The organism is Campylobacter sp. CFSAN093260 (assembly GCF_012890095.1).
GTDB lineage: Bacteria > Campylobacterota > Campylobacteria > Campylobacterales > Campylobacteraceae > Campylobacter_D > Campylobacter_D jejuni.
In genome coordinates this window covers 1176852-1198086 of record NZ_CP040618.1, presented here as the reverse complement: position 1 = coordinate 1198086, position 21235 = coordinate 1176852, and the positions used below count along the sequence as shown (strand labels likewise).

The 21235-nt window shown below is 32.3% G+C and carries 19 protein-coding genes; 7 read left to right on the top strand and 12 right to left on the bottom strand.

The features are described 5' to 3' along the window. Nucleotides 1-7 precede the first annotated feature (7 nt). Both cybH and FBF22_RS06130 read left to right on the top strand, forming a co-directional pair. Nucleotides 8-700 carry a Ni/Fe-hydrogenase, b-type cytochrome subunit gene (gene cybH, locus FBF22_RS06135; RefSeq protein WP_002853700.1) on the top strand — a complete coding sequence of 231 codons (693 nt, stop codon included), beginning with the start codon at nt 8-10 and terminating at the stop codon, nt 698-700. Continuing rightward, nucleotides 697-1233, top strand: a complete 537-nt coding sequence (locus tag FBF22_RS06130; protein WP_002869666.1) for a HyaD/HybD family hydrogenase maturation endopeptidase — start codon at nt 697-699, stop codon at nt 1231-1233. Before cybH ends, FBF22_RS06130 begins: the two co-directional genes overlap by 4 nt. On the opposite strand, the gene recR is transcribed toward FBF22_RS06130, so the two are convergent. From recR to FBF22_RS06115, 3 genes are read right to left on the bottom strand one after another with little or no spacing between them, the layout of a single operon-like run. Then, complete coding sequence (gene recR / locus FBF22_RS06125; RefSeq protein WP_002853446.1) at nt 1230-1802, bottom strand: recombination mediator RecR; 573 nt, start codon at nt 1800-1802, stop codon at nt 1230-1232. The genes FBF22_RS06130 and recR overlap by 4 nt on opposite strands. Further along, on the bottom strand, nt 1802-3037 hold the full coding sequence (locus FBF22_RS06120) for an ArsS family sensor histidine kinase (RefSeq protein ID WP_002857920.1): 1236 nt from the start codon (nt 3035-3037) through the stop codon (nt 1802-1804). The genes recR and FBF22_RS06120 overlap by 1 nt, the downstream gene beginning before the upstream one ends. After that, nucleotides 3034-3705, bottom strand: a complete 672-nt coding sequence (locus FBF22_RS06115; protein WP_002853168.1) for a response regulator transcription factor — start codon at nt 3703-3705, stop codon at nt 3034-3036. The genes FBF22_RS06120 and FBF22_RS06115 overlap by 4 nt, the downstream gene beginning before the upstream one ends. 156 nt (nt 3706-3861) lie before the next feature. Between FBF22_RS06115 and dnaJ the strand changes: the two genes are divergently transcribed. Next, nucleotides 3862-4983, top strand: a complete 1122-nt coding sequence (gene dnaJ, locus FBF22_RS06110; RefSeq protein ID WP_002853203.1) for a molecular chaperone DnaJ — start codon at nt 3862-3864, stop codon at nt 4981-4983. A 114-nt stretch (nt 4984-5097) separates the two neighbouring features. On the opposite strand, the gene FBF22_RS06105 is transcribed toward dnaJ, so the two are convergent. Further along, nucleotides 5098-6372: a major outer membrane protein gene (locus FBF22_RS06105; RefSeq protein WP_038816862.1), complete on the bottom strand. Its 1275-nt coding sequence runs from the start codon at nt 6370-6372 to the stop codon at nt 5098-5100. Nucleotides 6373-6623: 251 nt separating this feature from the next. Further along, entirely contained in the window at nt 6624-7079 is a 456-nt protein-coding gene (locus tag FBF22_RS06100) for a low molecular weight protein-tyrosine-phosphatase (protein WP_002853170.1), read from the bottom strand. Nucleotides 7080-7132: 53 nt separating this feature from the next. On the opposite strand from FBF22_RS06100, the gene FBF22_RS06095 reads away from it, so the two are divergent. Both FBF22_RS06095 and FBF22_RS06090 read left to right on the top strand, forming a co-directional pair. Then, on the top strand, nt 7133-8317 hold the full coding sequence (locus FBF22_RS06095; protein WP_002884368.1) for an MFS transporter: 1185 nt from the start codon (nt 7133-7135) through the stop codon (nt 8315-8317). Between the two features lie 17 nt (nt 8318-8334). Then, entirely contained in the window at nt 8335-8997 is a 663-nt protein-coding gene (locus tag FBF22_RS06090; protein ID WP_002859315.1) for a DUF4230 domain-containing protein, read from the top strand. Between the two features lie 42 nt (nt 8998-9039). Here the strand turns inward: FBF22_RS06090 and FBF22_RS06085 are convergent, their stop codons facing one another. The 7 genes from FBF22_RS06085 to guaA all read right to left on the bottom strand — a co-directional run bounded on the left by FBF22_RS06085 (nt 9040) and on the right by guaA (nt 18807). Next, complete coding sequence (locus FBF22_RS06085) at nt 9040-9522, bottom strand: DNA-deoxyinosine glycosylase (protein ID WP_002859314.1); 483 nt, start codon at nt 9520-9522, stop codon at nt 9040-9042. After that, complete coding sequence (locus FBF22_RS06080) at nt 9519-11678, bottom strand: polyribonucleotide nucleotidyltransferase (RefSeq protein WP_002869659.1); 2160 nt, start codon at nt 11676-11678, stop codon at nt 9519-9521. The genes FBF22_RS06085 and FBF22_RS06080 overlap by 4 nt, the downstream gene beginning before the upstream one ends. Before the next feature lie 69 nt (nt 11679-11747). Next, complete coding sequence (locus FBF22_RS06075; protein WP_002869655.1) at nt 11748-13796, bottom strand: LPS-assembly protein LptD; 2049 nt, start codon at nt 13794-13796, stop codon at nt 11748-11750. Continuing rightward, entirely contained in the window at nt 13786-14238 is a 453-nt protein-coding gene (locus FBF22_RS06070; protein ID WP_002853161.1) for an RDD family protein, read from the bottom strand. Before FBF22_RS06070 ends, FBF22_RS06075 begins: the two co-directional genes overlap by 11 nt. Continuing rightward, on the bottom strand, nt 14235-15485 hold the full coding sequence (purD, locus tag FBF22_RS06065; protein ID WP_002853212.1) for a phosphoribosylamine--glycine ligase: 1251 nt from the start codon (nt 15483-15485) through the stop codon (nt 14235-14237). Before purD ends, FBF22_RS06070 begins: the two co-directional genes overlap by 4 nt. Before the next feature lie 239 nt (nt 15486-15724). Further along, nucleotides 15725-17185 (bottom strand): hypothetical protein, encoded by a 1461-nt coding sequence (locus tag FBF22_RS06060; RefSeq protein WP_002875858.1) that lies wholly within the window; start codon nt 17183-17185, stop codon nt 15725-15727. A gap of 86 nt (nt 17186-17271) precedes the next feature. Further along, nucleotides 17272-18807, bottom strand: a complete 1536-nt coding sequence (gene guaA, locus FBF22_RS06055; protein WP_002859310.1) for a glutamine-hydrolyzing GMP synthase — start codon at nt 18805-18807, stop codon at nt 17272-17274. Nucleotides 18808-18945: 138 nt separating this feature from the next. Between guaA and FBF22_RS06050 the strand changes: the two genes are divergently transcribed. Continuing rightward, nucleotides 18946-19440: a hypothetical protein gene (locus FBF22_RS06050; protein ID WP_002859309.1), complete on the top strand. Its 495-nt coding sequence runs from the start codon at nt 18946-18948 to the stop codon at nt 19438-19440. After that, nucleotides 19433-21235: an excinuclease ABC subunit UvrC gene (uvrC, locus tag FBF22_RS06045; protein WP_165433225.1), complete on the top strand. Its 1803-nt coding sequence runs from the start codon at nt 19433-19435 to the stop codon at nt 21233-21235. Before FBF22_RS06050 ends, uvrC begins: the two co-directional genes overlap by 8 nt.

Sequence of the window (21235 nt, the reverse complement as noted above, 5' to 3'; positions counted from 1 at the left end):
GGCTTTCATGCAAAACAAAGAAGAAAAATTGCAAAGAAAAGCTGAATATGAATTTAGCATAGGTTTGCGTTTAACGCACTGGGTAAGAGCTATTGCTATAGTGATTCTTATTGGCACAGGGTATTATCTTTCCTATGTGTTCCAAAGCCCTATTAGTAACGGTGAACCCGTAAATTTTATGCAAGCAAAATACCGCTTAGTACATCAAGCGGTGGGTTTTGTTTTAATCGCTTGTATTATTTTTAAAGTATATTTGTTTTTCTGCGATAAGGTAAGCGCAAAAGAACGCAGAAGTGTATGGGATATTTTTAATATCAAATTATGGATAGAACAAGTAAAATTTTACATTTTCTTAGGAAAACATCCGCATTTAAAAGGGGTTTATAATCCTTTGCAATTTGTAACTTATTTTTTCTTTTATCTTGTGATATTAGGTATCATTCTTACAGGGCTTATTCTTTATACTCATACTTACCATGAGGGCTTAGGCGGGCTTTTATATCATATTTTAAGACCGCTTGAAGCTGCAATGGGCGGTTTGGCCGATGTAAGAACTTATCATAGAATTTTGATGTGGGTAATTATGATTTTTGTGCCAGTACATATTTACATGGCGATTTTTAACGCAGTAAAAGGTAAAGATGGTGCTATGGATGCTATTATTAGCGGATATAAATTTGTAAAAGAAGAAAAGCATTGAAATTCTTAGTCCTTGGAATAGGTAATATCATGTTTGCGGATGAAGGCTTAGGCGTTCATCTTTGCAAACAACTTGAAAAAAACTACAAATTCACTCATTCTGAATTTACTTTAGATTTTGTTGATGGTGGAACTTTGGCTTTGCAGCTTAGCTATATCATTGCTAGGTACGATAGACTTATCGTTTTAGACTGTATAGAAGCGCAAGGTGCGAGTATAGGAGATGTATTTTTCTTTCCTTATGATGCTATGCCTAATAAAATTAGCTGGAGTGGAAGTGCCCATGAAATAGAAATGCTTCAAACCTTACAATACATGGAACTTGCAGGAGATTTGCCTAAAACACATATCTTAGCTTGTGTGCCAAAGCGTATTGAAGCGATGAGTTTTAAGCTCTCAGATGAGCTTATACAAGGAGCTAAAATCATGGAAAAAACTTTACTTGACTTTTTAAGCAAGGAAGGTTTTACTTATGAAAAGATTGCGGATTTTTCTTTGCAAGAATTAGCCGATATTTCTTATAAAAATTACTAAATTTTTGTTCTAAAATTCATAGCTTTATTTAAAGAGATTAAATCCACATTTTCTAAATTTACACCACTTGGAATTCCTTGAGCGATTTTACTAAAAGTTAGGTTTAAGCCTTTAAATTTATCCTCTATAAAAAAGATAGTTGCATCAGAATTAATGCTATGTGTCAATGCAAAAATGAGCTCAGAGATATTTAGCTTAAGTATGATTTGCTTTAGTTTTTCAAGTTTTTCTTCATTTAACTCATCTAAAACAAAATATAGCCCATTGTAACTTTGACTCTCTTCGAGTGTTAGTATATCTTTTGGGCTTTCAACTATACATAAAATGTTTTTATTTCTTTCTTCATCGCTACAAATTTCGCAAAGCTCATTTTCGCTTAAAGCACCGCATTGCTCACAAGGTTTTATAAAGCGGATAGCATTTTCTATATTGTGTGCGAGTTTCATACCATCGATTTGATTATTTATGCAAAGGTGATAAGCAAGCCTTATGGCGGTTTTTTTTCCTATGGTAGGTAAATTTGCAAAACTTTCAACAAGTTCATTGAATTTTTCCAGGCCTTTTACCATTATTTTTCTTTATCTCCAAAGAAAATTTTAAAGCAATGCTTTCCATCATCATAAAAATAAATCAAATCAAAATTATGCAGTTTACATACCTCTGAAACTATATAAAGTCCTAGTCCCATACCTTTGACTTGATTGTGTTTTTCTCTTGTAAAAGCTTCAAGATAATGCTCTATAGGTTCTGCTAAAGGTTTGCCTGGATTTTTAATGGTAAAACATTCTTTACAACAAAAAAGCTCACAAGTGCCATTGTTTGAGTATTTTAAGGCATTATCGATAAGATTTTTTAAAATTACAGAGAAAATTTCCATATCAACATTGATTAAAGCGTCATATCTTATATCGACTTTTACAACTTTATTAAAATCATCTATCATAAGGTGTTCTTTAGCTTCTTCAAGTATAGTGCTAAAACGACTAGGTTTAAAGTGTAAGTTGTAGTTTTTTGAAAATAAATTTTCGATTTTGGCAAATTCATTGATCAAAGAATCCATGCGTAAAAATATAGCGATAAGTCTTTCTTTTTGTCTGTCTTCTTTGATCATTTCAGAAATGATTCTCCCTTTTCCTATAGGGGTTTTTAACTCATGCATGATTGTTCTTAGGAAAAGTTGTCTTGATTGGATTAATTCTTGGTTTTTCTTGAAAGCTTTTTGAAATTCAAAGGCGATCTTGCCTACTTCATCTTCTTGATAGTCTAGAAAATCAGGTTGTTCCCCATTTGCAACTTCGGCAACTTGTCTTCTTAATTTTTTTAAAGGTTCTAAGGATTTTAATACAGAAAAATACATAAAAACAACCAACAAAGAAAAAGAGAAAAATCCTATCAATAAAAGATTATAAACCCTATCACTAGTATTTTCTTCATACAAGCCATCAAAATCTTTACATTGAACATCAAAATAAAGATTGCTATGATATTTTAAAGAAGAAAGAGTACAAAGCTCTCCGCCTGCTTTAAAAAGTGATTGTCCATTATTTCTTATAGCTTTTACAAGATTGGGATTTTGTATAGCGTTAAAACCGCTGTTTCCAAGATAAGCTCCTATTTCAACACCTGAAGTGTTTTCATAGGAGATGAGTAAATTTTTTATAAGATTTTCTTGTTTTAAACTTTCTTCTTCATTATAGGTATTCCCTTCTATTTTTAAAAGAACGATAAAAAGCACACAAACCAAGAAAAAAGTAACAACAAATAAAATAATCAGTTTGGTATGAATAGAATAATTTTTTGTCATCCTATCAGTTTATATCCTATACCTCTAACAGAAAAAATATGTTTTGGAGATTTTGAACTATCTCCTATTTTTACCCTTAAGCGACCGATGATAACATCAAGGCTTTTAGAATCTTTATCTTTTAGATTTTTACAGCGACTTACAAGCTGTTCTCTTGAAACACTATATCCGTGTTGTTGGATAAGGTATTCTAAAATTTCAAATTCAGCAGGAGTAAGTGTTAAAACCTTATCTTCATAGGTGATCTCATGTCTTCTTTCATCAATTTTGAAAGCAGAGTTAATATTTTCATTATTAGTGTGTTCAACTCTTTTTGTGCGACGAATAAGACTCATAATCCTTGCATACATTTCTTTTGGATCGTAAGGCTTTGGTAGATAATCATCAGCACCGATTTGAAGCCCCACAACTTTATCGCTTAAGTCACCTCTAGCCGATGAGATGATAATAGGAATATTGCTTTTTTGTCGGATTTCTCTACAAACTTCAAGACCATCAATTCCAGGTAAAGTTAAATCTAAAATCAGACAATCATAGCCTTGAATACCCACATTTAAAGCACTTTTAGGATTTTCAAAATTTGTGATTTTAATATTAAATTGCGCTAAATATTCAGATAATAATTGTGCAAAGTCAGGATCATCTTCTATCATCAACACATTAATCATTCTAGTGTCCTTGTAAATTTTTATGTAGTCTTTAAAATCTTTACATAATTTTATTTAAAATTTGATAAATTATTGATTTTATTTTTGCTAAAATTATATTTTTGAATTTTTAAAATTAAAATTCTAGTAAAATTTTAAATTTTTTAAAGGAATAATGTGGAAATAAGTTATTATGAAATTCTTGAAATCACGCAAAATGCTGATAAAGAAACCATAAAAAAAGCCTATAGAAAAATGGCTTTAAAATATCATCCTGATAGAAACCAAGGTGATAAAGAAGCAGAAGATAAATTCAAGCTTGTTAATGAAGCCTATGAAGTTTTAAGCAATGATGAAAAGCGAGCTATTTATGATAGATACGGAAAAGATGCTTTAAAAGGCGGTGGATTTGGTTCTAGTAGCTCAGGTTTTGGTGGTTTTGAGGATTTAGGAGATATATTTTCTAGTTTTTTTGGAGAAGGCTTTGGCTCATCACGTCGTAGAAAAAGTTCAAATGATGAGAAAATCCCTTCAGATTTTATCGTTAATTTAAAATTAAGTTTTAAAGAAGCGGTTTTTGGTTGTAAGAAAAATATAGACTTTACTTATAAATGCTCTTGTAAAACTTGTAATGGAACAGGGGCTAAAGATGGAAAGCTTCAAACTTGTCCAAAGTGTCAAGGTAGAGGACAGGTTGGGGTTTCTCAAGGTTTTATCACTTTTGCACAAACTTGCCCTGATTGTCAAGGAATTGGAGAAAAAGCTAGTGAAAAATGTAGTGATTGTAAAGGTTTGGGTTATAATGAAAGCAAAGATAGTGTCGAGCTTAATATCCCAGAAGGTGTAGATACAGGTATGAAGCTTCGTGTCAATGCTAAAGGTAATATCTTAAAAAATGGTACTAGAGGGGATATGTATGTTAAGATCATCGCCGCTGAAGATGATACTTTTATCAGAGATGATGATGATATATATATAGAATTTCCAGTGTTTTTTACCCAGGCTATCTTAGGAGAGAGTATAAAAGTACCCACCATACGCGGTGAAGCGACCTTAAATTTACCAAAGGGTGCTAAAGATGGACAAAGATTTGTTCTTGAAAAAGAAGGGGTAAAAGATGTTCATAGTTCTCGCATGGGAAATCAAATCGTTCAAATTTCTATCAAATTCCCAACTTCTTTAAACGATGAACAAAAAGAACTTTTAGAAAAACTAAGTGAAAGTTTTGGCATCAAAGATGGTATGCATCAAGAGCAAAAAGGGCTTTTTGAAAAAATCACTAATTGGTTTAAGTCTTAATTTTCCTAAAGCGTTTTAGCTTGGGAAAATTTTTTATATAAATTTAAGTTTTAAAAATCAGGCATAAAAAAAGGCGGAGCAAAACTCCGCCTTGAAGTTAGACTTGAAAGCTTCTTAGAATTTGTAAAGAGCTTGAAGTCTTACAGTGCTATGATCAGCACTTTCATTAGTGTTTACACCTTGATCTAGGTTCACATAAGAATAGAATGCTGAGAAGTTAAGTTTTGGAGAGTATTTGTAATCTACTCTTGCAACAGCTTCAAGTTTTTTACCACCACCTAAATGATTAGCAGCTTCTGTTTTTGTTCCACCATATACGAAGTCAGCACCAACGCGAACTGTTTCGTTGAAAGTATATCCACCAGTTACATAACCGAAGATATTTCTACCAGTATCACCATTTAGTCTTGAACCAGTAGTATAGAAAATTTCCTCACCTGCAAGTAAAGAACCAAGATTACCTTGATCTTCGATTACAACTGTAGAAGCTTTTTCTTTATCACCGTAGTATAAACCACCAAGGCTAGCATCCCAACCATTTACTTCAATGCTACCTTTTAAAGCAAATAAATTGCCATTAGCGTGTGTTTTATCATCAAGTTCGCTATCAAGGCTATTTCCTAAGTAAGCACCTTCAAGTGTCCAGTTGATTCCATCAAAGATAGTTGTACTATAAGCTGCATCTACAGCATAGAAGAATGCTACTTGATCCCAGTAAGCTAACCATAATTGTGGATTAAATTGTCCGCCAGCAAGATCATAAGAACCTACAGCAGCAGCACCATAAAGATTTCCTACTGAATCCACTTTAAAAGGAGCTGTTGCCTGTGTTGTAGATGTAGTACTATGCCCTAATAAATCTGCACCTTGCTCTGCAGCCATGAAGCTATCTGCAGCAAAAGCAGCTAGAGTTAAACCATCGATGCTGTTATTTACTACTTTAACACCTGTGCCAACTAAACCATCAATAGCGTTATCCGTCCAGATAAGGTTTAATTGTTGTTTACCAGCGATTACACTTGTAGCAACATCTTCATTTGTATAAGTTAAGTATAATTGACGAACAAAAAGTCCTTTTTCGGCATTTGTTACGTTATCAACACCAGTGCCACCATCAACAGCGTTGTAGTCAAACTGAATGAAAGCTTTGAAGTTATCAGCTATAGCAGCACTGAAGTTAACTTGTGCTCTATATTTGTGATCTTGTTTGTTGTTGTTTAAATTTGAGTTGTTAACGAAATTTTTATCAAAATTACCTGTATCGTATCTGTATCTTAATACACCTGATACATCAACATCTTTGATCGCTTCTTCAAGTGGAGTAGCGTTAGCTGCTGAAAAAGCACCTGCAGCAAGAGCTGCAACTAAACTAAGTTTAACTAGTTTCATGAGAATTCTCCTTGTCAAAAATTAATAAAACATTGTAATTGTAGCACATAAATTTGGAGTTTTTTCTTAAGAAGCACTTAAAATAGTAAAAATTTTAAATCCGAAGGATAAAAACATCTAAAGAAAAGCCTAGCTAAAGGGATTTAAGCTAGGCGTGTAATTTTAAGGAGTTTTTCTTATGAATGTTTTTCGGTTCGTTTAGAAGTATAAGCCTAAAAAGTAAACGAGAAGTAATATATAGTTGTTTTAAATTATTTTGATAAAAAAACAAGTAAATTTTTACAAGCTAGGGATAAAATTTTATAAGTTTCATCAAAATTCCCGCTATACCAAGGATCAGGGACTTCATCGTAGTTTAGACTAGGACTAAAATCAGTGATTTTTAAAACTTTGTTTTGGGTGTTGGTGAAGTTTTTTAAAACATTTTTGAAGTTAGAATTGTCCATGGTGATTAAAAAATCGCTTTCATCGCAAAGCTTTTGAGTGAGTTTTTTGCTTGTGAAGTTTTTGTGTTCTATGTTAAGTTGAGCAAGTTTGTTTTTGGTGCCATAGTGCATACCTTCTCCATCGTGTTCTCCTGAAGTTCCAGCACTGCTTATAAAAAATTCTTTTTCTAAATTTGCTTTTTTGACAAGATCTTTCATGATAAATTCTGCCATAGGCGAACGGCATATATTGCCTAAGCATATAAAGAGTATTTTTTTCATTTTTATCCTTGAGTTTTAATTAAAAATTATAAAAAATATCATACAATAAATCCATGGAAAATTTCAATAGAACTTTGCTTGTGTGTTGGTTTGGTGTTTTTACCACAAGTATGGGGCTTAGTCAAATCGCTCCGATTTTGCCTTTTTATATCAAAGAACTAGGACATGTTGATACGAGTGAAATAGCGTTTTACTCAGGGCTTGCTTTTGGGATCACTCCACTTTTTATGGCTGTTTTTTCACCTTTGTGGGCTTTTTTGGGTGCAAAGTATGGTTATAAAAATATGCTTCTTCGTGCAAGTTTTGGGATGTCGGTTTTAACCTTATGGCTTAGCTTTGCTCATAGTGCTTTAGAAGTAGTTTTTGTGCGGGGTTTAACAGGGATAATTTCAGGTTTTACTTCTGCTGCTGTTGTGTTTATCACTGTGATAGCACCTAAAGAAAAAGTGGCTTATGCTTTAGGAACTCTTTCTACGGCTTCTATAAGTGGAAGTTTGCTTGGGCCTTTGTTTGGTGGCTTTGTGGCTGAATTTTTTAGTATTAGTACGGTTTTTGATATGGTGGCTTTTTTGATCGCTTGTTCTTTTGTGACGATTTATTTTTTCATCCATGAGAGAAAAATTCAAAAAGAGGCGAAGAAAAATACTCAAAAAGTGAAAGAAAACAAAACCCTTATTATCGTTCTTTTTATCACTACTTTTGTGATACAATTTGGTACTTTTGGAGTGATGCCGATTTTAAGTATCTATGTTGAGCAAATTCATCAAGGTGGAAATTTGGCTCTTTGGGCGGGTATAGTAGTGGCTGCAAGTGGGATTAGCAATCTTTTTTTCGCACCAAAACTTGGAAAAATCGCCGATAAGATAGGGCCTAGTAAGATTATTTTTGGAGCTTTGATATTTTGTGGAATTTGCTTTTATTTGCAGGCTGTAGTAAGTAATGTTTATACGCTTATTTTCGTGCGTTTACTTATAGGTGTAGGACTTGGAGGGCTTTTGCCTTGTGTGAATGCCTTGCTTAAAAAAAGTGTGAGTGCTAAAAATTTAAGTGTGATTTTTGGTTTTAATCAAACTTGTCAATTTTTGGGAAATTTTTGTGGAGCTTTTGGCGGAGGGATTATGGCTTCACATTTTAGCGTGGAATTTGTTTTTACTTTTGTGTGTTTGATTTTTATCATTAATGCTTTTATTTTCTTAGCGTTTGAGAAAAAATATATCTTTTCAAATCAAGGTTTATAAATTTAGAAAGGTTTAAAATGGAAATGATTTTATTTGTTTTAGTGATGATTTTACTTGTACTTTTGTTTGTAGTGCTTTTTAGGCAGTATAAAAGCCCTAAAATAGAAGAAAAAAGCACGCAAAGTTTTAGCGATATCATGCAGCTTAAATCCATAGGAGAATTAAGTGTTTTTCAAGTTTTTAGTAAAGAGATTGTCACTAAAAAAGATAGCGCTTTTAATGGAATTTGGAAAAATCTTTTAGGATGGTCTTTGAGTGAAAGACAGATTGCTTTGATTTTTGAATTTGAGATCACTTTCTTGTATGATTTAAGGGATAAAAACTTTGATATTTTGCCTTTAGGGGATGATGCTTATAAGATCATCATGCCAGAGTGTAGATACAAACACAGCATCATAGATATGAAATTTTATGATGAAAAAAATGCTAAATTTTTACCTTTTTTACTGCCTGATTCTATCAATAGTACGGGGATTAGTTTTAGCGAAAGTGATAAAAACAAACTCATAAAAGAAGCCAAAGATGAGGTTAAAGACTTGTCTTTAAATCTTATCCAAAATTTAGAAAGTAAAATTCATAAAAGTGCTAAGGATACTTTAGAAGCTATTGCTAAAGGTTTTGGAGCTAAGAGAGTGGAATTTGAATTCAAGGATAACACGCAAAAGCTAGATATTAACTAGCTTTTTTCTTGTTTTACTTGGGGGGGGGTAATGCTTAGTTTGTTATTTTGTAAATTTTTTGATTATTTCATAGTTTTGTAAAAGCTGTTCAAAAGAAAAATTTAAATTTGCAGGAGAAGTTGAGGGTAGAGCTATGGCTTTTAAGCGAGGGTGGAATTTAATAAAAAATTTATAAGCACTTTGTCCAGTAGTAAAAATGGCTTGGATTTTGGTTTGAGAAAGGATCGGGCTTAAATCATTGGCTTTTGCATAACTTATAGTTTTATCATCTGAATTTTTTATCTTGCAACTTTGAAGTACATCCCAAAGAGCGATATGTTTTTTTCTTAAAAAGGCTTGTTGTTCTGTGATATTTTCTAATCTTACATCAAAAAGTGTTTCTAGTATAGGCCAAAAACGATTTCTTGGGTGTTGATAATAAAAGCCATCTTGTCTTGATTTTACCGAAGGAAAAGATCCTAAAATTAAGATTTTAGAATCTTTGTCAAAAAAAGGCTCAAAAGGATGAGTTAGAAATTCGCTCACTCACACAAATCCACAGAAATTTTTCCGTTTTTAATTTCGCTGATTTTAACTTTTAAGCTTTGGTTTTCGCTTAAATTAAGATGCTTGCTTTTTGAACTATGCAATAAACCATCAACACCATTTTTAAGTTCCACAAAGGCTCCAAAAGGAGCGATTTTTTTAACAATACCTTGAAATTCTTGCCCAAGTTCAAAGCCTGATATATCTTTGTCTTTAGAGCCTTTTTTAGTTCCTTTTTGAGAGCTTGTGATGTTTATGATGTAGTCTTTTGCGGCTTTGATTTGTTCGTTTTGACTACCTGCTATTTTTACTTCACCTTTTTCGCGATCTAAGTCTATAGAAACGCCAAATTTTTCTACGATTTCTTTGATGGTTTTTCCGGCTTGTCCTATGATATCAACGATTTTTGAAGGATCAACGCTAAAAAGCTCAAGTTTAGGTAAAACTTCTTCATTGACTATGATTTCTTTGGCGGCTTCTTCCATGATATTTAGAATGTGAATTCTTCCTTCTTTGGCTTGGTATAAAGCTTGTTTTAGTATTTCTTGATCGATTCCACCTAGTTTTATATCCATTTGAAGAGCAGTAACGCCGTCTTTGCTTCCTGCTACTTTAAAGTCCATATCCCCATCATGATCTTCAAGTCCCATGATATCTGTTAAAACAGCATACTTGTTATCTTCAAAGATAAGCCCCATGGCTACTCCTGCAACAAGTTTTAAGCTTGGCACTCCTGCTGCTTTTAAGGCTAAAGATCCGCCGCAAACCGTTGCCATAGAACTTGAGCCATTGCTTTCTAAAATTTCACTGACTAAGCGGATTACATAAGGATAGTTTTCATCCACACTTGGATAAAGTGCTCTTTTGGCTAAATTTCCATGTCCTAGTTCTCTTCTTCCTGGAGCTTTGATAGGACTTGCTTCGCCTACTGAAAAACCTGGAAAATTATAATTTACCATAAAGCGTTCGCTTATAGGATTTTTTTCTGTAAGCAAGTCTATCATTTGAGCATCGTTTTCTCCGCCTAAGGTTGCAACCACTAGGGCTTGAGTTTGTCCACGAGTGAAAAGACAAGAACCATGAGCGTTTGGTAAGATGTTGGTTTCTATATTAATAGGACGCACTTCGTTTAAACTTCTACCATCAGCTCTTTTGCCTTCATTTAAAATTTGCTCACGAATAAGTTTGCGTTTGACTTTAGCTAAGGTATTTAAGACACTTTCTTCGCTCCACTCTTTAGCGATTTCAAGATTTGAAATTTCTTTAGCGATTTTATTTAGTTCGCTTGCTCTTTCGCTTTTTGCCATTTGGTTGATGGCTTCTTTGATTTGTTTTTGGAAATTATTTTCTATAAAAGCTAAAATTTCAGGATATTCAATCTCATTTTTTAGTTCGATTTGAGAATTTTTTTCGTGTTTGCTAAAGGCTTCTTCATAAGCATTTGAACCATTTAATATAGCTTTTTGAGCTAAATTTAGAGCTTCTAAAATTTCATCTTCGCTAAGTTCATTCATATTTTGTGAAGTGGTTTGAGTTAAAACATCAGCATAAGGAGCTTCGATAAAGATTTCATTTTCTTTTTGATCAGGTAAGGCTCTCATTTCTATCATCAAAAGCTCATCTTTTACACCTGCTACATAGAGATCTAGGGTGCTATTTTGAAGCTCTTCATTGTTTGGATTGAGTATGAAATTTCCATCTATCTTTCCTATACGCACACCACATACTGGAGCTTTCATAGGTATATCACTAAGATAAAGTGCCACGCTTGCGGCATTTAAGCTCATTACTTGCAAATCTACTTTAGGATCAGCTGAGAGAACCATCACAACGATTTGAGTCGGATAAGCATAGCCTTTTGGAAAAAGAGGGCGTAAGCTTCTATCAATAATGCGTGCTGTTAAGGTTTCTGCATCGCTTGGCTTGGTTTCTCTTTTGACATAACCACCAGGGATTTTTCCTGCGGCATAAGCTTTTTCGATGTATTGGACGGTTAGAGGTAAAAAATCTTCTTCAACTTGTTTTTCTTCTCTTGCAACTGTAGCTAGAACAACGCTTTTGCCTTGTCTCATTAAAACAGCACCGGCAGCTTGTTTGGCGACTTTGTCTATATTAAATATTTCTGTATTTTTGTTAATTTCTATGCTGTATTGCATTATTTTTCCTTTTTTACCAGATAATAAATTCGTAAAATTTTTTAAAATATTTAGCAAATTTCATCCTTTTTAAATTTTGTTTTCACTTTCTGCTAAAGAGAAATCGTATTTTACTCCTCCTAAAGGATAGAAGTTGAAAATAAAATAAACTCCGCTTTGATTTTTAGCTGTGATACCACCACTTGTGAGTTGTGGATCGATTCTTTCTCTATACATTAAAGAATAGTTCCAACATTTTCTTTGGTAGGTATAGCCAAGTTCCCACATGTTTGCATGAGCTCTTTGAGTATCAAACCAAATTCCACCAAATAAATTGTAATTAGGTGTGGCAATATAATTTGCTCTTGTACCAATAAAGCTATATTTTCCATACTCATCGTTTTGATAAGCATGAGAAAACATCCAATTAAATTTTGAATTTGTATTGACTTCTATTTGGCTGATGACATTGGTAAAGCGACTTTGTTCATAAGAGTAAAGCACTTCGCTGTTGAGATTGATGTTTTCATTAAAATAATAAGTTAAAAGATTTTCAAGTTCATAGAATTCATTTTGTTTATTGAGATAGTCAAGCGAAATTCTGTGTTTGAGTTTTTTTTGTCCTTCGTTGTTATAGAAATATTGCACAGCATAAAGACTTGTATGCTCGTTTTCTTTGTCGTATTCTTCAAGATAATCTTGCGTGATTTTACCTGATTTTGCTCCTGGCAAAACGTAATTCACCCCTAAATTTAAAGTATGAAAGAAATTTTCATAAGCTTTTGAAAGATCGGTGTAGAGATTAAAATCATGAGTGTTTCTGAAATAATGCTCATGGTTTCTTTCGGGATTGTTGCTATAATTTACAAAAGAAGCATAAAATCTTTCTGTAAAAGTAAAGTGTAAAAAGTCTCCAAAAAAAGCGTTGTGATACGAGATAGGCAAGTCTAAATTTAGCTCATTTGCATAAGAACCAGCAGGTCGGTAAAAATTATGAAATGAAGCATCAAATGAATAACGCAAGCGTTCATCAAAAAGGTTATTTAAAAATCTATGATATTGAAAGCTTGGATATTCTTGTAAGGTTGTATTGTTGCTAAGTTTAGATGTGTCGATATAATATCTTGCATAAGCTCCGTAAAAATTGTTTTCATCAGCTAAAAAATAATTGATTTTGGAGGTTACAAGCGAGTTAAGATCTCGATAATCCCTACTTCCTAAATTTAAATAATCCACATCGTTGAGATAGGTTGCATCTATCCATAGACCTTCTTGAAAATTATCACTGAGTAAAGATTTGATTAAATCATCTCTTGAGTATTTTAGTTCTATTCCATAGTGGGTTTGATTTTTCAAATTTTCATCGTGAAAATAGGAGCTATTTTCCCTAAAAGCACCAAAATTTAATTCTCCTGTTGAATATGGAGAATCAAGAAATCTTAAAGTAGAATAAAGTCCAAAACCACGGTTTGTTCGAATTTGTGGATCAAGTTCTAAATCCCAATTTTCTTGAGTGGCTATATAAATAGGTTGTTCATAGTATAAGCCTTCGCTACTTTTTAAAACGATTTTTGGGATTAAAAGCCCGCTTTGTCTATGAGTATCAGCGCTAAATCCAAAATAAGGTAGATAAAAAACTGGGGTATTTTTAACATATAATCTTGCATTGTAAAGATGAACAAAATTGGTTTCCCGGTTAAGCCAGCCTTTTGAAAAACGAATTTCCCAATCAGGATCTTCAACATTGCAGCTTGAAACTGCTGAAACTTTGCTTTCAAAGACTTTATCATTTAGATGGCTTGTTTTGCTTTGAAACCATACTTCAAGATTGTTATTGGAAAAGAAAAAATTACTAAAATCGGCTTGATTGGAATTTAGGTTGATTTTAGCATAATCAGAATGTGATCTTTCGTTTTGTCCCCTTAGGATGTTAACATCGCCAAAAAGCTCAACATCTCCGGTTTTTTCATTGTAAATTGCTTTATTGGCAGTGATGAAATAAAAATCAGAAAAAATAATAACATCATTGTTCGCAGTAAGAATATCACCTTCTTTTTTTGCATCAAGAGCGTAAATATCAACTTGTGCTGCATTTAAAGCTATGCTAGTTCCTAGCAATAGGGAAAATTTACGCCACATCGACTACTATTGTCCTTGCTAGATAATCCTCCCAAGCTTTGCGTAAATCATTGCTTAAAGCCCAAGCAAATCCAAGCATAAACGCCATAGCACTAACTTGTCTTACGGCAGACCTGATGCAACTTTGAATGAGATTGGGTTTGTCAAGAAGATTTTCATCCAAGATGATAATTTTGCATAATATTTTTCCCAAACTTGCTCCATAAAGATAAGTAAAAATTGCTTGATAACTAAAATGAAGCAAGATGAAGCCAAGGTAAAAATTTCCTACAATTTGAGTTGTTTCAAATAAATCTTTTGCTTGGATTAGACGATCATAAAAAATGATAAACACAATCAAAGAAATAACCATATCATCGATTAAAAAAGCTAGAACTCTTTTTCCAAAACTTGCTATTTTTAGATTTTCACGCTCTAAGCGGTCTTGTAAATTTTCTTTCATTTCAGAACCTGATGAGCGATGTCTTTTCTGTATTGTTTTCCTTTGAAATTTACATTATCACAAAGTTTATAAGCATTTTTTTGCGCTTCTTCTATACTTTTTCCTGTGCCAACGCAAACTAAAACTCTTCCACCATCAGCCATTAATTTGCCATCTTCTAGGCTTACTCCAGCATAAGAAATATGAGAGTTTTCAGGAATGTTATTTACAGTAATTTCACTTTTTGGTGAACTTTTGTAAGGATAGTTTTCACTTGCGCATACAACCCCTACTGCAAATTCTTTTTTGATTTTGATTTTTGAGTGTCTTAAGCGTCTTTGAGTAGCAGCTAAAATAAGCTCTAAAGGATCTTCGATTAAAGGCATTAAAACTTCACATTCAGGATCGCCAAAGCGAACGTTAAATTCTAATACGTAAGGTTTATTTCCAACGATCATAGCACCTATAAATAAAACACCACAAAATTCCGCTCCTTCTTTTTTCATACCTGCTAAAGTTGGTAAAATAATATCTTTTTGAACTTTTCTAAGCAAGCTTTCATTCGCCAAAGAGCTAGGAGCGTAAGCACCCATTCCACCAGTATTTGGCCCTTGATCATTATCGAGTAATTTTTTGTGATCTTGTGCTGCAGGAAGTAAAACAAAATCATTGCCATCACATACTGCAAAAATGCTTAATTCATAACCATCTAAAAATTCTTCAATTACAACGAGTTTTCCAGCATCTCCAAAGCTTTCTCCGCTCAGCATTTTAGCTGTTTCTTCTATGGCTTCTTCATGAGTTTTAGCTATGATAACACCTTTTCCTGCGCAAAGTCCATCGGCTTTTACTACTATAGGAGGGGTTAAACTATATATAAAATTTTTTGCTTTTTCAATGTCATTTGTGTTTAAAAATTTGGCTGTTTTGATACGGTATTTTTTAAGAAAGCTTTTCATAAAAGATTTTGAGGTTTCAAGCATTGCAGCAGCTTTACTTGGCCCAAAAATAGCAAGTCCTTGTTGTTTAAAAATATCTACAACCCCTTCAGCTAAAAAACTTTCACTTCCTACTATACAAAGATCAAAACCTTTTTCTTTTGCATAGGTTGCTAAAACTACTGGATCTTTTAGGTTTAAATTTGTTCCAAGACTTTCGGTAGCGCCATTTCCAGGAGCAAAATAAAACTCTAAATTTTTGTCTACTCTTCTTAAGGCTAAAGCAATAGAATATTCTCTTGCACCACTACCCAAAATCATTATTTTCATTTATATCTCCTTTTAAACCCAAACAGCCGTTTAACAAAGATTGACCCCAAAAAGTCAAAGAAAACCGCTAGGTAATTTTTAAAGGCTGCAACTTCTCGCTTTTTTCAAAGCTCAAACGATGCCACAGAACACGGTAAATCACACAATCGCAGTTAATAAAAATGTGTTGGATCACTTTAAATACTACAAACTGTTTAGGCAAGGAAATTATAACTTAATTTAGCTTAAATTTCTATGTCTTAAATCAGTTTAAATTTGGTTTTTCCTGATTTGTCAAAATGCTTTCCTTGTAAAATAATATCGGCAACATTTTCCCAAACATGTTTTTCATCAATATAGACTATATCAAAGGTGTTATCACGCATTAAAGATTGATAATTTACTTTTTTAGGTGCGTATTTTACTAAATAATACGGATTTTGTGAAAAGTTTTCAATTTTTAATTTGCATAATAAATCTAAATCCGATGTGACAACTAAAAATTTTTTTCTTTGTTCTTTTGTGATTTTTTGAATATACACTAAAAGTTTTTGATCAAAAGGATTTAGAGCGGATTTATTTAAGCGACTTAAGTAATGTTCTGCAAAAGAAAGAGAACAGAAAGAATTTTCTATATTACTCATAGTAAAATAAGAATTTTTAACCCCTGATGATTTTAAAGATAAGTGCCAAATTTTGACATCCATTATGGTTGCGCATAGATTTAAACCTGTGACAATTTTTTTAAAGAGCTTTTCTCGTGAAAGTTTAAAAGCATTTTCGAAAATATTGTAATTTTTCTTATAAAAATCTTCCCTTATAGCATCAAGTCTTTTTAGTGTTGTTCTGTAGTATTCTGCTTCTTTTTGTAGTTTAGCCAATCTTTCTTGTCGTGCTTTAAGTTTTTCAGGGTCTGCATCGGTCGCATTGCTTTTAAGATTTATTTCAGATTGTAAAGTTTTCATTTGTGCTTCAAGTGAGGCTAGACGATTGTTTCTTGTATCTATGGTGGCTACTAAAGCTTGGTAATGACACTGCAAAGATAAAAAAGTTTCGTTAAAAATTTTAGTGATATTTGGTTTTTGATCAGCCATCATTTGCTTGTATGAATTCTCTAAATGCATCATGATGCTTTTTAATGCGCTAAATTGGGTTTGGTCTATGCTATTATCCATAAAAATTAAAGTATCATAAGCTTTAAATAAAAATCTTTTAAGTATAAGATAATCAAGTATACAAGGAATTTCCTTTTCATCTTGTAGATTGGCTTGAAGCGTTTCTACGGATAAAATTTCATGGGCAAAATATTTTTGTATAGCTTGAGGTATAGTAAAAGAAAGAGGAATTTTTTCTATAGTGTCAAAGTCTGTTGTTCTATAGAGTTCTGTTATATAAGCACTTCTTCTTGAGTTTTGCAAGTCTTCTAATTCATCATCATTATCAGTTTTCCAAAAATCATGCTCAGTGATAAAATCCCCTTCTTTGAATTCTTGAAATTTTGAAGGTTTTATACCTGTTATGGTTTTGCTTGTTTGAACGAGTTTGCCGTCTTCTGCTTTTTTTTCGCTAGAAAGAGTTCTAAATTCCACAAGCATACCAACACTTGGCATACTTTTTTTATCATTCCAAATTTGGCGATTAAAGTCAAAAAAGGTATTTGCTGAGTTTGTAACGGTTCCACGTCCTGTAGAATCCATATAAATAGCTATTTTTCCATGCATATTTCTTCCTTGAAATTTCTTAAATAAATTCTAGCCTTATTTTTATAAAAATTTTATATTAAAAATAAGAGCTAGAAAAAAATGGATTATTCCCATTCTATAGTTGCAGGTGGTTTGCTTGAGATATCATAAACAACGCGATTTATACCTTCTACTTCATTGATGATACGGCGACTTATGTTTTCTAAAATTTCGTAAGGTAAATGCGAGAAGGTAGCTGTCATACCATCACTTGCATCTACAACGCGTATACAAACTGCATTATCATAAGTGCGGTTATCCCCCATAACTCCAACGCTTTTAACATTTAAAAGTACGCAAAATGCTTGCCAAGTTTTATCATACCAACCTGTACTTTTAAGTTCCTCAAGTAAAATTACATCAGCCTTGCGTAATAGTTCTAAGCTAGCGCGATTTACTTCTCCCATAATGCGTATAGCAAGACCTGGCCCAGGGAAAGGATGACGATAAACTACTTCTTTGCTAAGTCCAAGCTCAAGTCCTAAGGCACGCACTTCATCTTTAAAAATTTCTTTTAAAGGCTCTATGAGTTTAAGATTCATTTTTTCAGGTAAGCCCCCTACATTATGATGGCTTTTAATGGTTTTGCTTGCACCTACAACAGAACTTTCTATGATATCAGTATAAAGTGTGCCTTGGGCAAGATATTTTACATCTTTATGTTTTTTTGCTTCTTCTTCAAAAACTTCTATAAAGGTATTTCCTATGATTTTTCTTTTTTGTTCAGGATCTGTGACATTAGCTAAGCGACTTAAGAAAATTTCACTTGCATCAATGCTGATGAGATCGATGCCTAAAGTGTTTTTAAACATAAATTCAACTTGTTCTTTTTCTCCACTTCTTAAAAGTCCATTATCTACAAAAACTACTATAACTTGCTCTTTTATAGCGCTAGCTAAAAGTGCAGCAACTACGCTACTATCTACTCCGCCACTTACAGCACAAAGCACTTTATCATTGCCTACTTCTTCACGGATTTTTTCTGCTTGAGTTTTTGCAAAAGAACCCATATTCCAAACACTTTCACAATTGCAAGCATATTTAGCAAAATTTTTTAAGATATTTTTGCCAAATTCGCTGTGTTGTACTTCTGGGTGAAATTGTAGAGCAAAGAATTTCTTATCTTCGTTTCCAAAAACACAAAAAGGGCTATTTTCACTTGTGGCTAAAACTTCAAAACCTTGAGGTAAATTTTCTACTTTATCAGAATGACTCATCCAAACGGTTTGTTTTTTTGGAAGATTTTTAAATAAAGCGTTATCTTTTTTAATTTCTATGTTTGCTTTGCCGTATTCTTTATGTCCTGCAGGTGCTACTGTAGCTTTGTAATGATGTGCCATAAGCTGCATACCATAACAAATTCCAAGAACAGGTAGATTTAAGTCAAATATACCTTTATCGCAAAAATACGCATCAGTTGCATATACACTTGCTGGACCTCCGCTTAAAATAATACCTTTTGGTTCTTTCGCCTTAATATCAGCTAAGCTTACATTAAAAGGTAAAATTTCTGCATAAACTCCTTGTTCCCTTAAGCGTCTTGCTATAAGCTGAGTGTATTGAGAGCCAAAGTCTAAAACTAAAATATCTGCTTTTTTCATTATTTACCACCTATGTAATTGTTCGTATTTTTTAATGGTTTTTACTGAACCATTTTGTTCATAGCTTGTGTATTGAGGGTTGCCTTTATATCCGCAAGCACAGAAGAAAATTAAGAAAAGAAATGCTAAAATCATCTTATGGGAAAAAGAAATAATATTAAGATGACTAAAAATGCTAGTGCTGTTATTAATGAATTGATGGATAAACCTCATTATAAGCCTTTAAAAACCTTATTTTTTTGCAAAGATTTTTTAAGTTCTTTTCCGCTTGCTAAGCAACGTTTGATTGCTAAAATTTATGTAAAAAATCATATTTTAAATATAATAACCTTACATCCAGCAGCTTATCAAGAATTAAATCATGATGATAGCAAAATTTATATTAAATTTCTCATAAAAGCATATGGACAGAAATATCCTTTAAGTGGATTTGTTGATATAAAAGATATAAAAATCTTTTCTCAAAAATACACTTATGCGGCAAATAAAAACAAAAATGATGAAAAACTCTCTAAAAATTCTTATTTGGAGCTTTCTAAGGGTGAATTTAAAAATTGCTTTAAAGATAAAAAATTATTTAAGAAATTTGAAGATTTAAGAGAGCTTATAAAAAAAGGTTCTAATCTTGACTAAAGAGAATTTAGAAAATGAGTTAAAAACTCTTCCTAATAGTACTGGCGTTTATCAATACTTCAATCAAGAAGGAAAGCTTTTATATGTAGGCAAGGCTAAAAATCTTAAAAATCGTGTCAAATCTTATTTTGCCTTTACTCCAAATTTACATGCAAATCCAAGAAATTCTTTAAGAATTCAAAAAATGATTGAAGAAACAGTGCATTTGGAATTTATTGCTACTAATTCAGAGGCTGATGCTTTGATTTTAGAAAATTCTTTTATCAAACAACTGCATCCAAAATATAATATTTTGCTAAGAGATGATAAAACTTATCCTTATATTTATGTGGATTTTGAAGAAGAATTTCCACGCTTTGAGATCACTAGAAAATTAGTAAAAAAAAGCAAAATTAAATATTTTGGCCCTTTTTTTAAAGGCGCTAGAGAGCTTTTAGATGCGCTTTATTTATACTATCCTTTAAAGCAAAAAGCAAGTTGTAAATCCCCTTGTATTTTTTATCAAATTTCTCGTTGTCTTGCGCCTTGTGATAAACTCATCAGCAAAGAAAAATACCTTGAAATTTTAGATGAGGCTATACACGCACTTTTAAATCCTAGTGTTTTGCTTAAAAACTTAGAAAAACAAATGCTTGTTTTAGCACAAAATGAAAATTACGAAGAAGCAGCTAAAGTAAGAGATCAGATTGCAATGATTAAAGATTTGGAAGTTAAGGTTGAAATAGATATTGCAAAATTAGAAGATTTTGAAGTATTTGCTTTAGCTTTTAAAAATTCCGTGCTTTCAACCTTGCGTTTTGTGGTGCAAAATGGAAAAATTATCAGTGCAAATTCTAAGATTACTCCTATAAAAAATGATATACAATGGGATAAAAATGAAATTTATAAGCAACTGATTTTAGAAAATTTTAGCATGGATATTCCTTTGCTTGCAAATGTTATTTATGTTTATGAAGAATTTGAAGATAGAGTGCTTTTAGAAGAAATTTTAAGCCAAAGGTTTGATAAAAAAATCAGTATTAAAATCCCTAAAATAGGAGAAAAAAGAAGAATTTGTGATTTGGCTTTTCAAAATGCCCTTTTAAATATAGAAAAAGAGCAAAAAAATCATGATTTTACTATACAAAAAGAATTAAAGTTTTATTTTGAGCTTGAAAATTTACCAAATAATATAGAAATTTTTGACAATTCTCATTTGCAAGGCGTGGCAAATGTTGGAGCTATGGTAACTTATAGAATAAATTCTTGGGATAAGTCAAAATATAGAAAATTTCATTTAAAACATAAAAATGACTATGATCAAATGCGTGAAGTTTTAACGCGTAGGGCTTTGGACTTTGATAAAATACCTCCTCCTGATTTATGGCTTATAGATGGGGGAAAGGCTTTGCTTGATTTGGCTAAAGAAATCATTGTAAGTAGTGGGGCAAATGTCGATATTTTAGCTATTTCAAAAGAAAAAATCGATGCAAAAGCACATAGAGCTAAAGGAGGTGCTAAGGATAAAATTCATTCCTTAAAAGGAGAATTTAGTCTAAGTATTAACGATAAAAAACTACAATTCTTACAGAAATTAAGAGATGAAGCACACCGTTTTGCTATTAGCTTTCATCAAAATACTAAGAAAAAACAGGACTTGAAAAGTTCTAAGCTTGCAAATTTAGGACTTAGTTCAGGGGTTATACAAAAACTTTTAGCGTATTATGGAAATTTTGAATCTATATATAAGGCTGATTTTAAAGATCTTACAATGCTTGTAGGCAGGAAAGCGGCGCAAAAGATAAAGGAAAATTGA

What these genes read in the sequence shown, in the direction of transcription:
- cybH (WP_002853700.1), top strand. Translation starts at nt 8, where the DNA reads ATGCAAAACAAAGAAGAAAAATTGCAAAGAAAAGCTGAATATGAATTT.
- recR (WP_002853446.1), bottom strand. Translation starts at nt 1,802, where the DNA reads ATGGTAAAAGGCCTGGAAAAATTCAATGAACTTGTTGAAAGTTTTGCA.
- FBF22_RS06120 (WP_002857920.1), bottom strand. Translation starts at nt 3,037, where the DNA reads ATGACAAAAAATTATTCTATTCATACCAAACTGATTATTTTATTTGTT.
- FBF22_RS06115 (WP_002853168.1), bottom strand. Translation starts at nt 3,705, where the DNA reads ATGATTAATGTGTTGATGATAGAAGATGATCCTGACTTTGCACAATTA.
- FBF22_RS06105 (WP_038816862.1), bottom strand. Translation starts at nt 6,372, where the DNA reads ATGAAACTAGTTAAACTTAGTTTAGTTGCAGCTCTTGCTGCAGGTGCT.
- FBF22_RS06100 (WP_002853170.1), bottom strand. Translation starts at nt 7,079, where the DNA reads ATGAAAAAAATACTCTTTATATGCTTAGGCAATATATGCCGTTCGCCT.
- FBF22_RS06095 (WP_002884368.1), top strand. Translation starts at nt 7,133, where the DNA reads ATGGAAAATTTCAATAGAACTTTGCTTGTGTGTTGGTTTGGTGTTTTT.
- FBF22_RS06090 (WP_002859315.1), top strand. Translation starts at nt 8,335, where the DNA reads ATGGAAATGATTTTATTTGTTTTAGTGATGATTTTACTTGTACTTTTG.
- FBF22_RS06080 (WP_002869659.1), bottom strand. Translation starts at nt 11,678, where the DNA reads ATGCAATACAGCATAGAAATTAACAAAAATACAGAAATATTTAATATA.
- FBF22_RS06075 (WP_002869655.1), bottom strand. Translation starts at nt 13,796, where the DNA reads ATGTGGCGTAAATTTTCCCTATTGCTAGGAACTAGCATAGCTTTAAAT.
- FBF22_RS06070 (WP_002853161.1), bottom strand. Translation starts at nt 14,238, where the DNA reads ATGAAAGAAAATTTACAAGACCGCTTAGAGCGTGAAAATCTAAAAATA.
- purD (WP_002853212.1), bottom strand. Translation starts at nt 15,485, where the DNA reads ATGAAAATAATGATTTTGGGTAGTGGTGCAAGAGAATATTCTATTGCT.
- FBF22_RS06060 (WP_002875858.1), bottom strand. Translation starts at nt 17,185, where the DNA reads ATGCATGGAAAAATAGCTATTTATATGGATTCTACAGGACGTGGAACC.
- guaA (WP_002859310.1), bottom strand. Translation starts at nt 18,807, where the DNA reads ATGAAAAAAGCAGATATTTTAGTTTTAGACTTTGGCTCTCAATACACT.
- FBF22_RS06050 (WP_002859309.1), top strand. Translation starts at nt 18,946, where the DNA reads ATGGGAAAAAGAAATAATATTAAGATGACTAAAAATGCTAGTGCTGTT.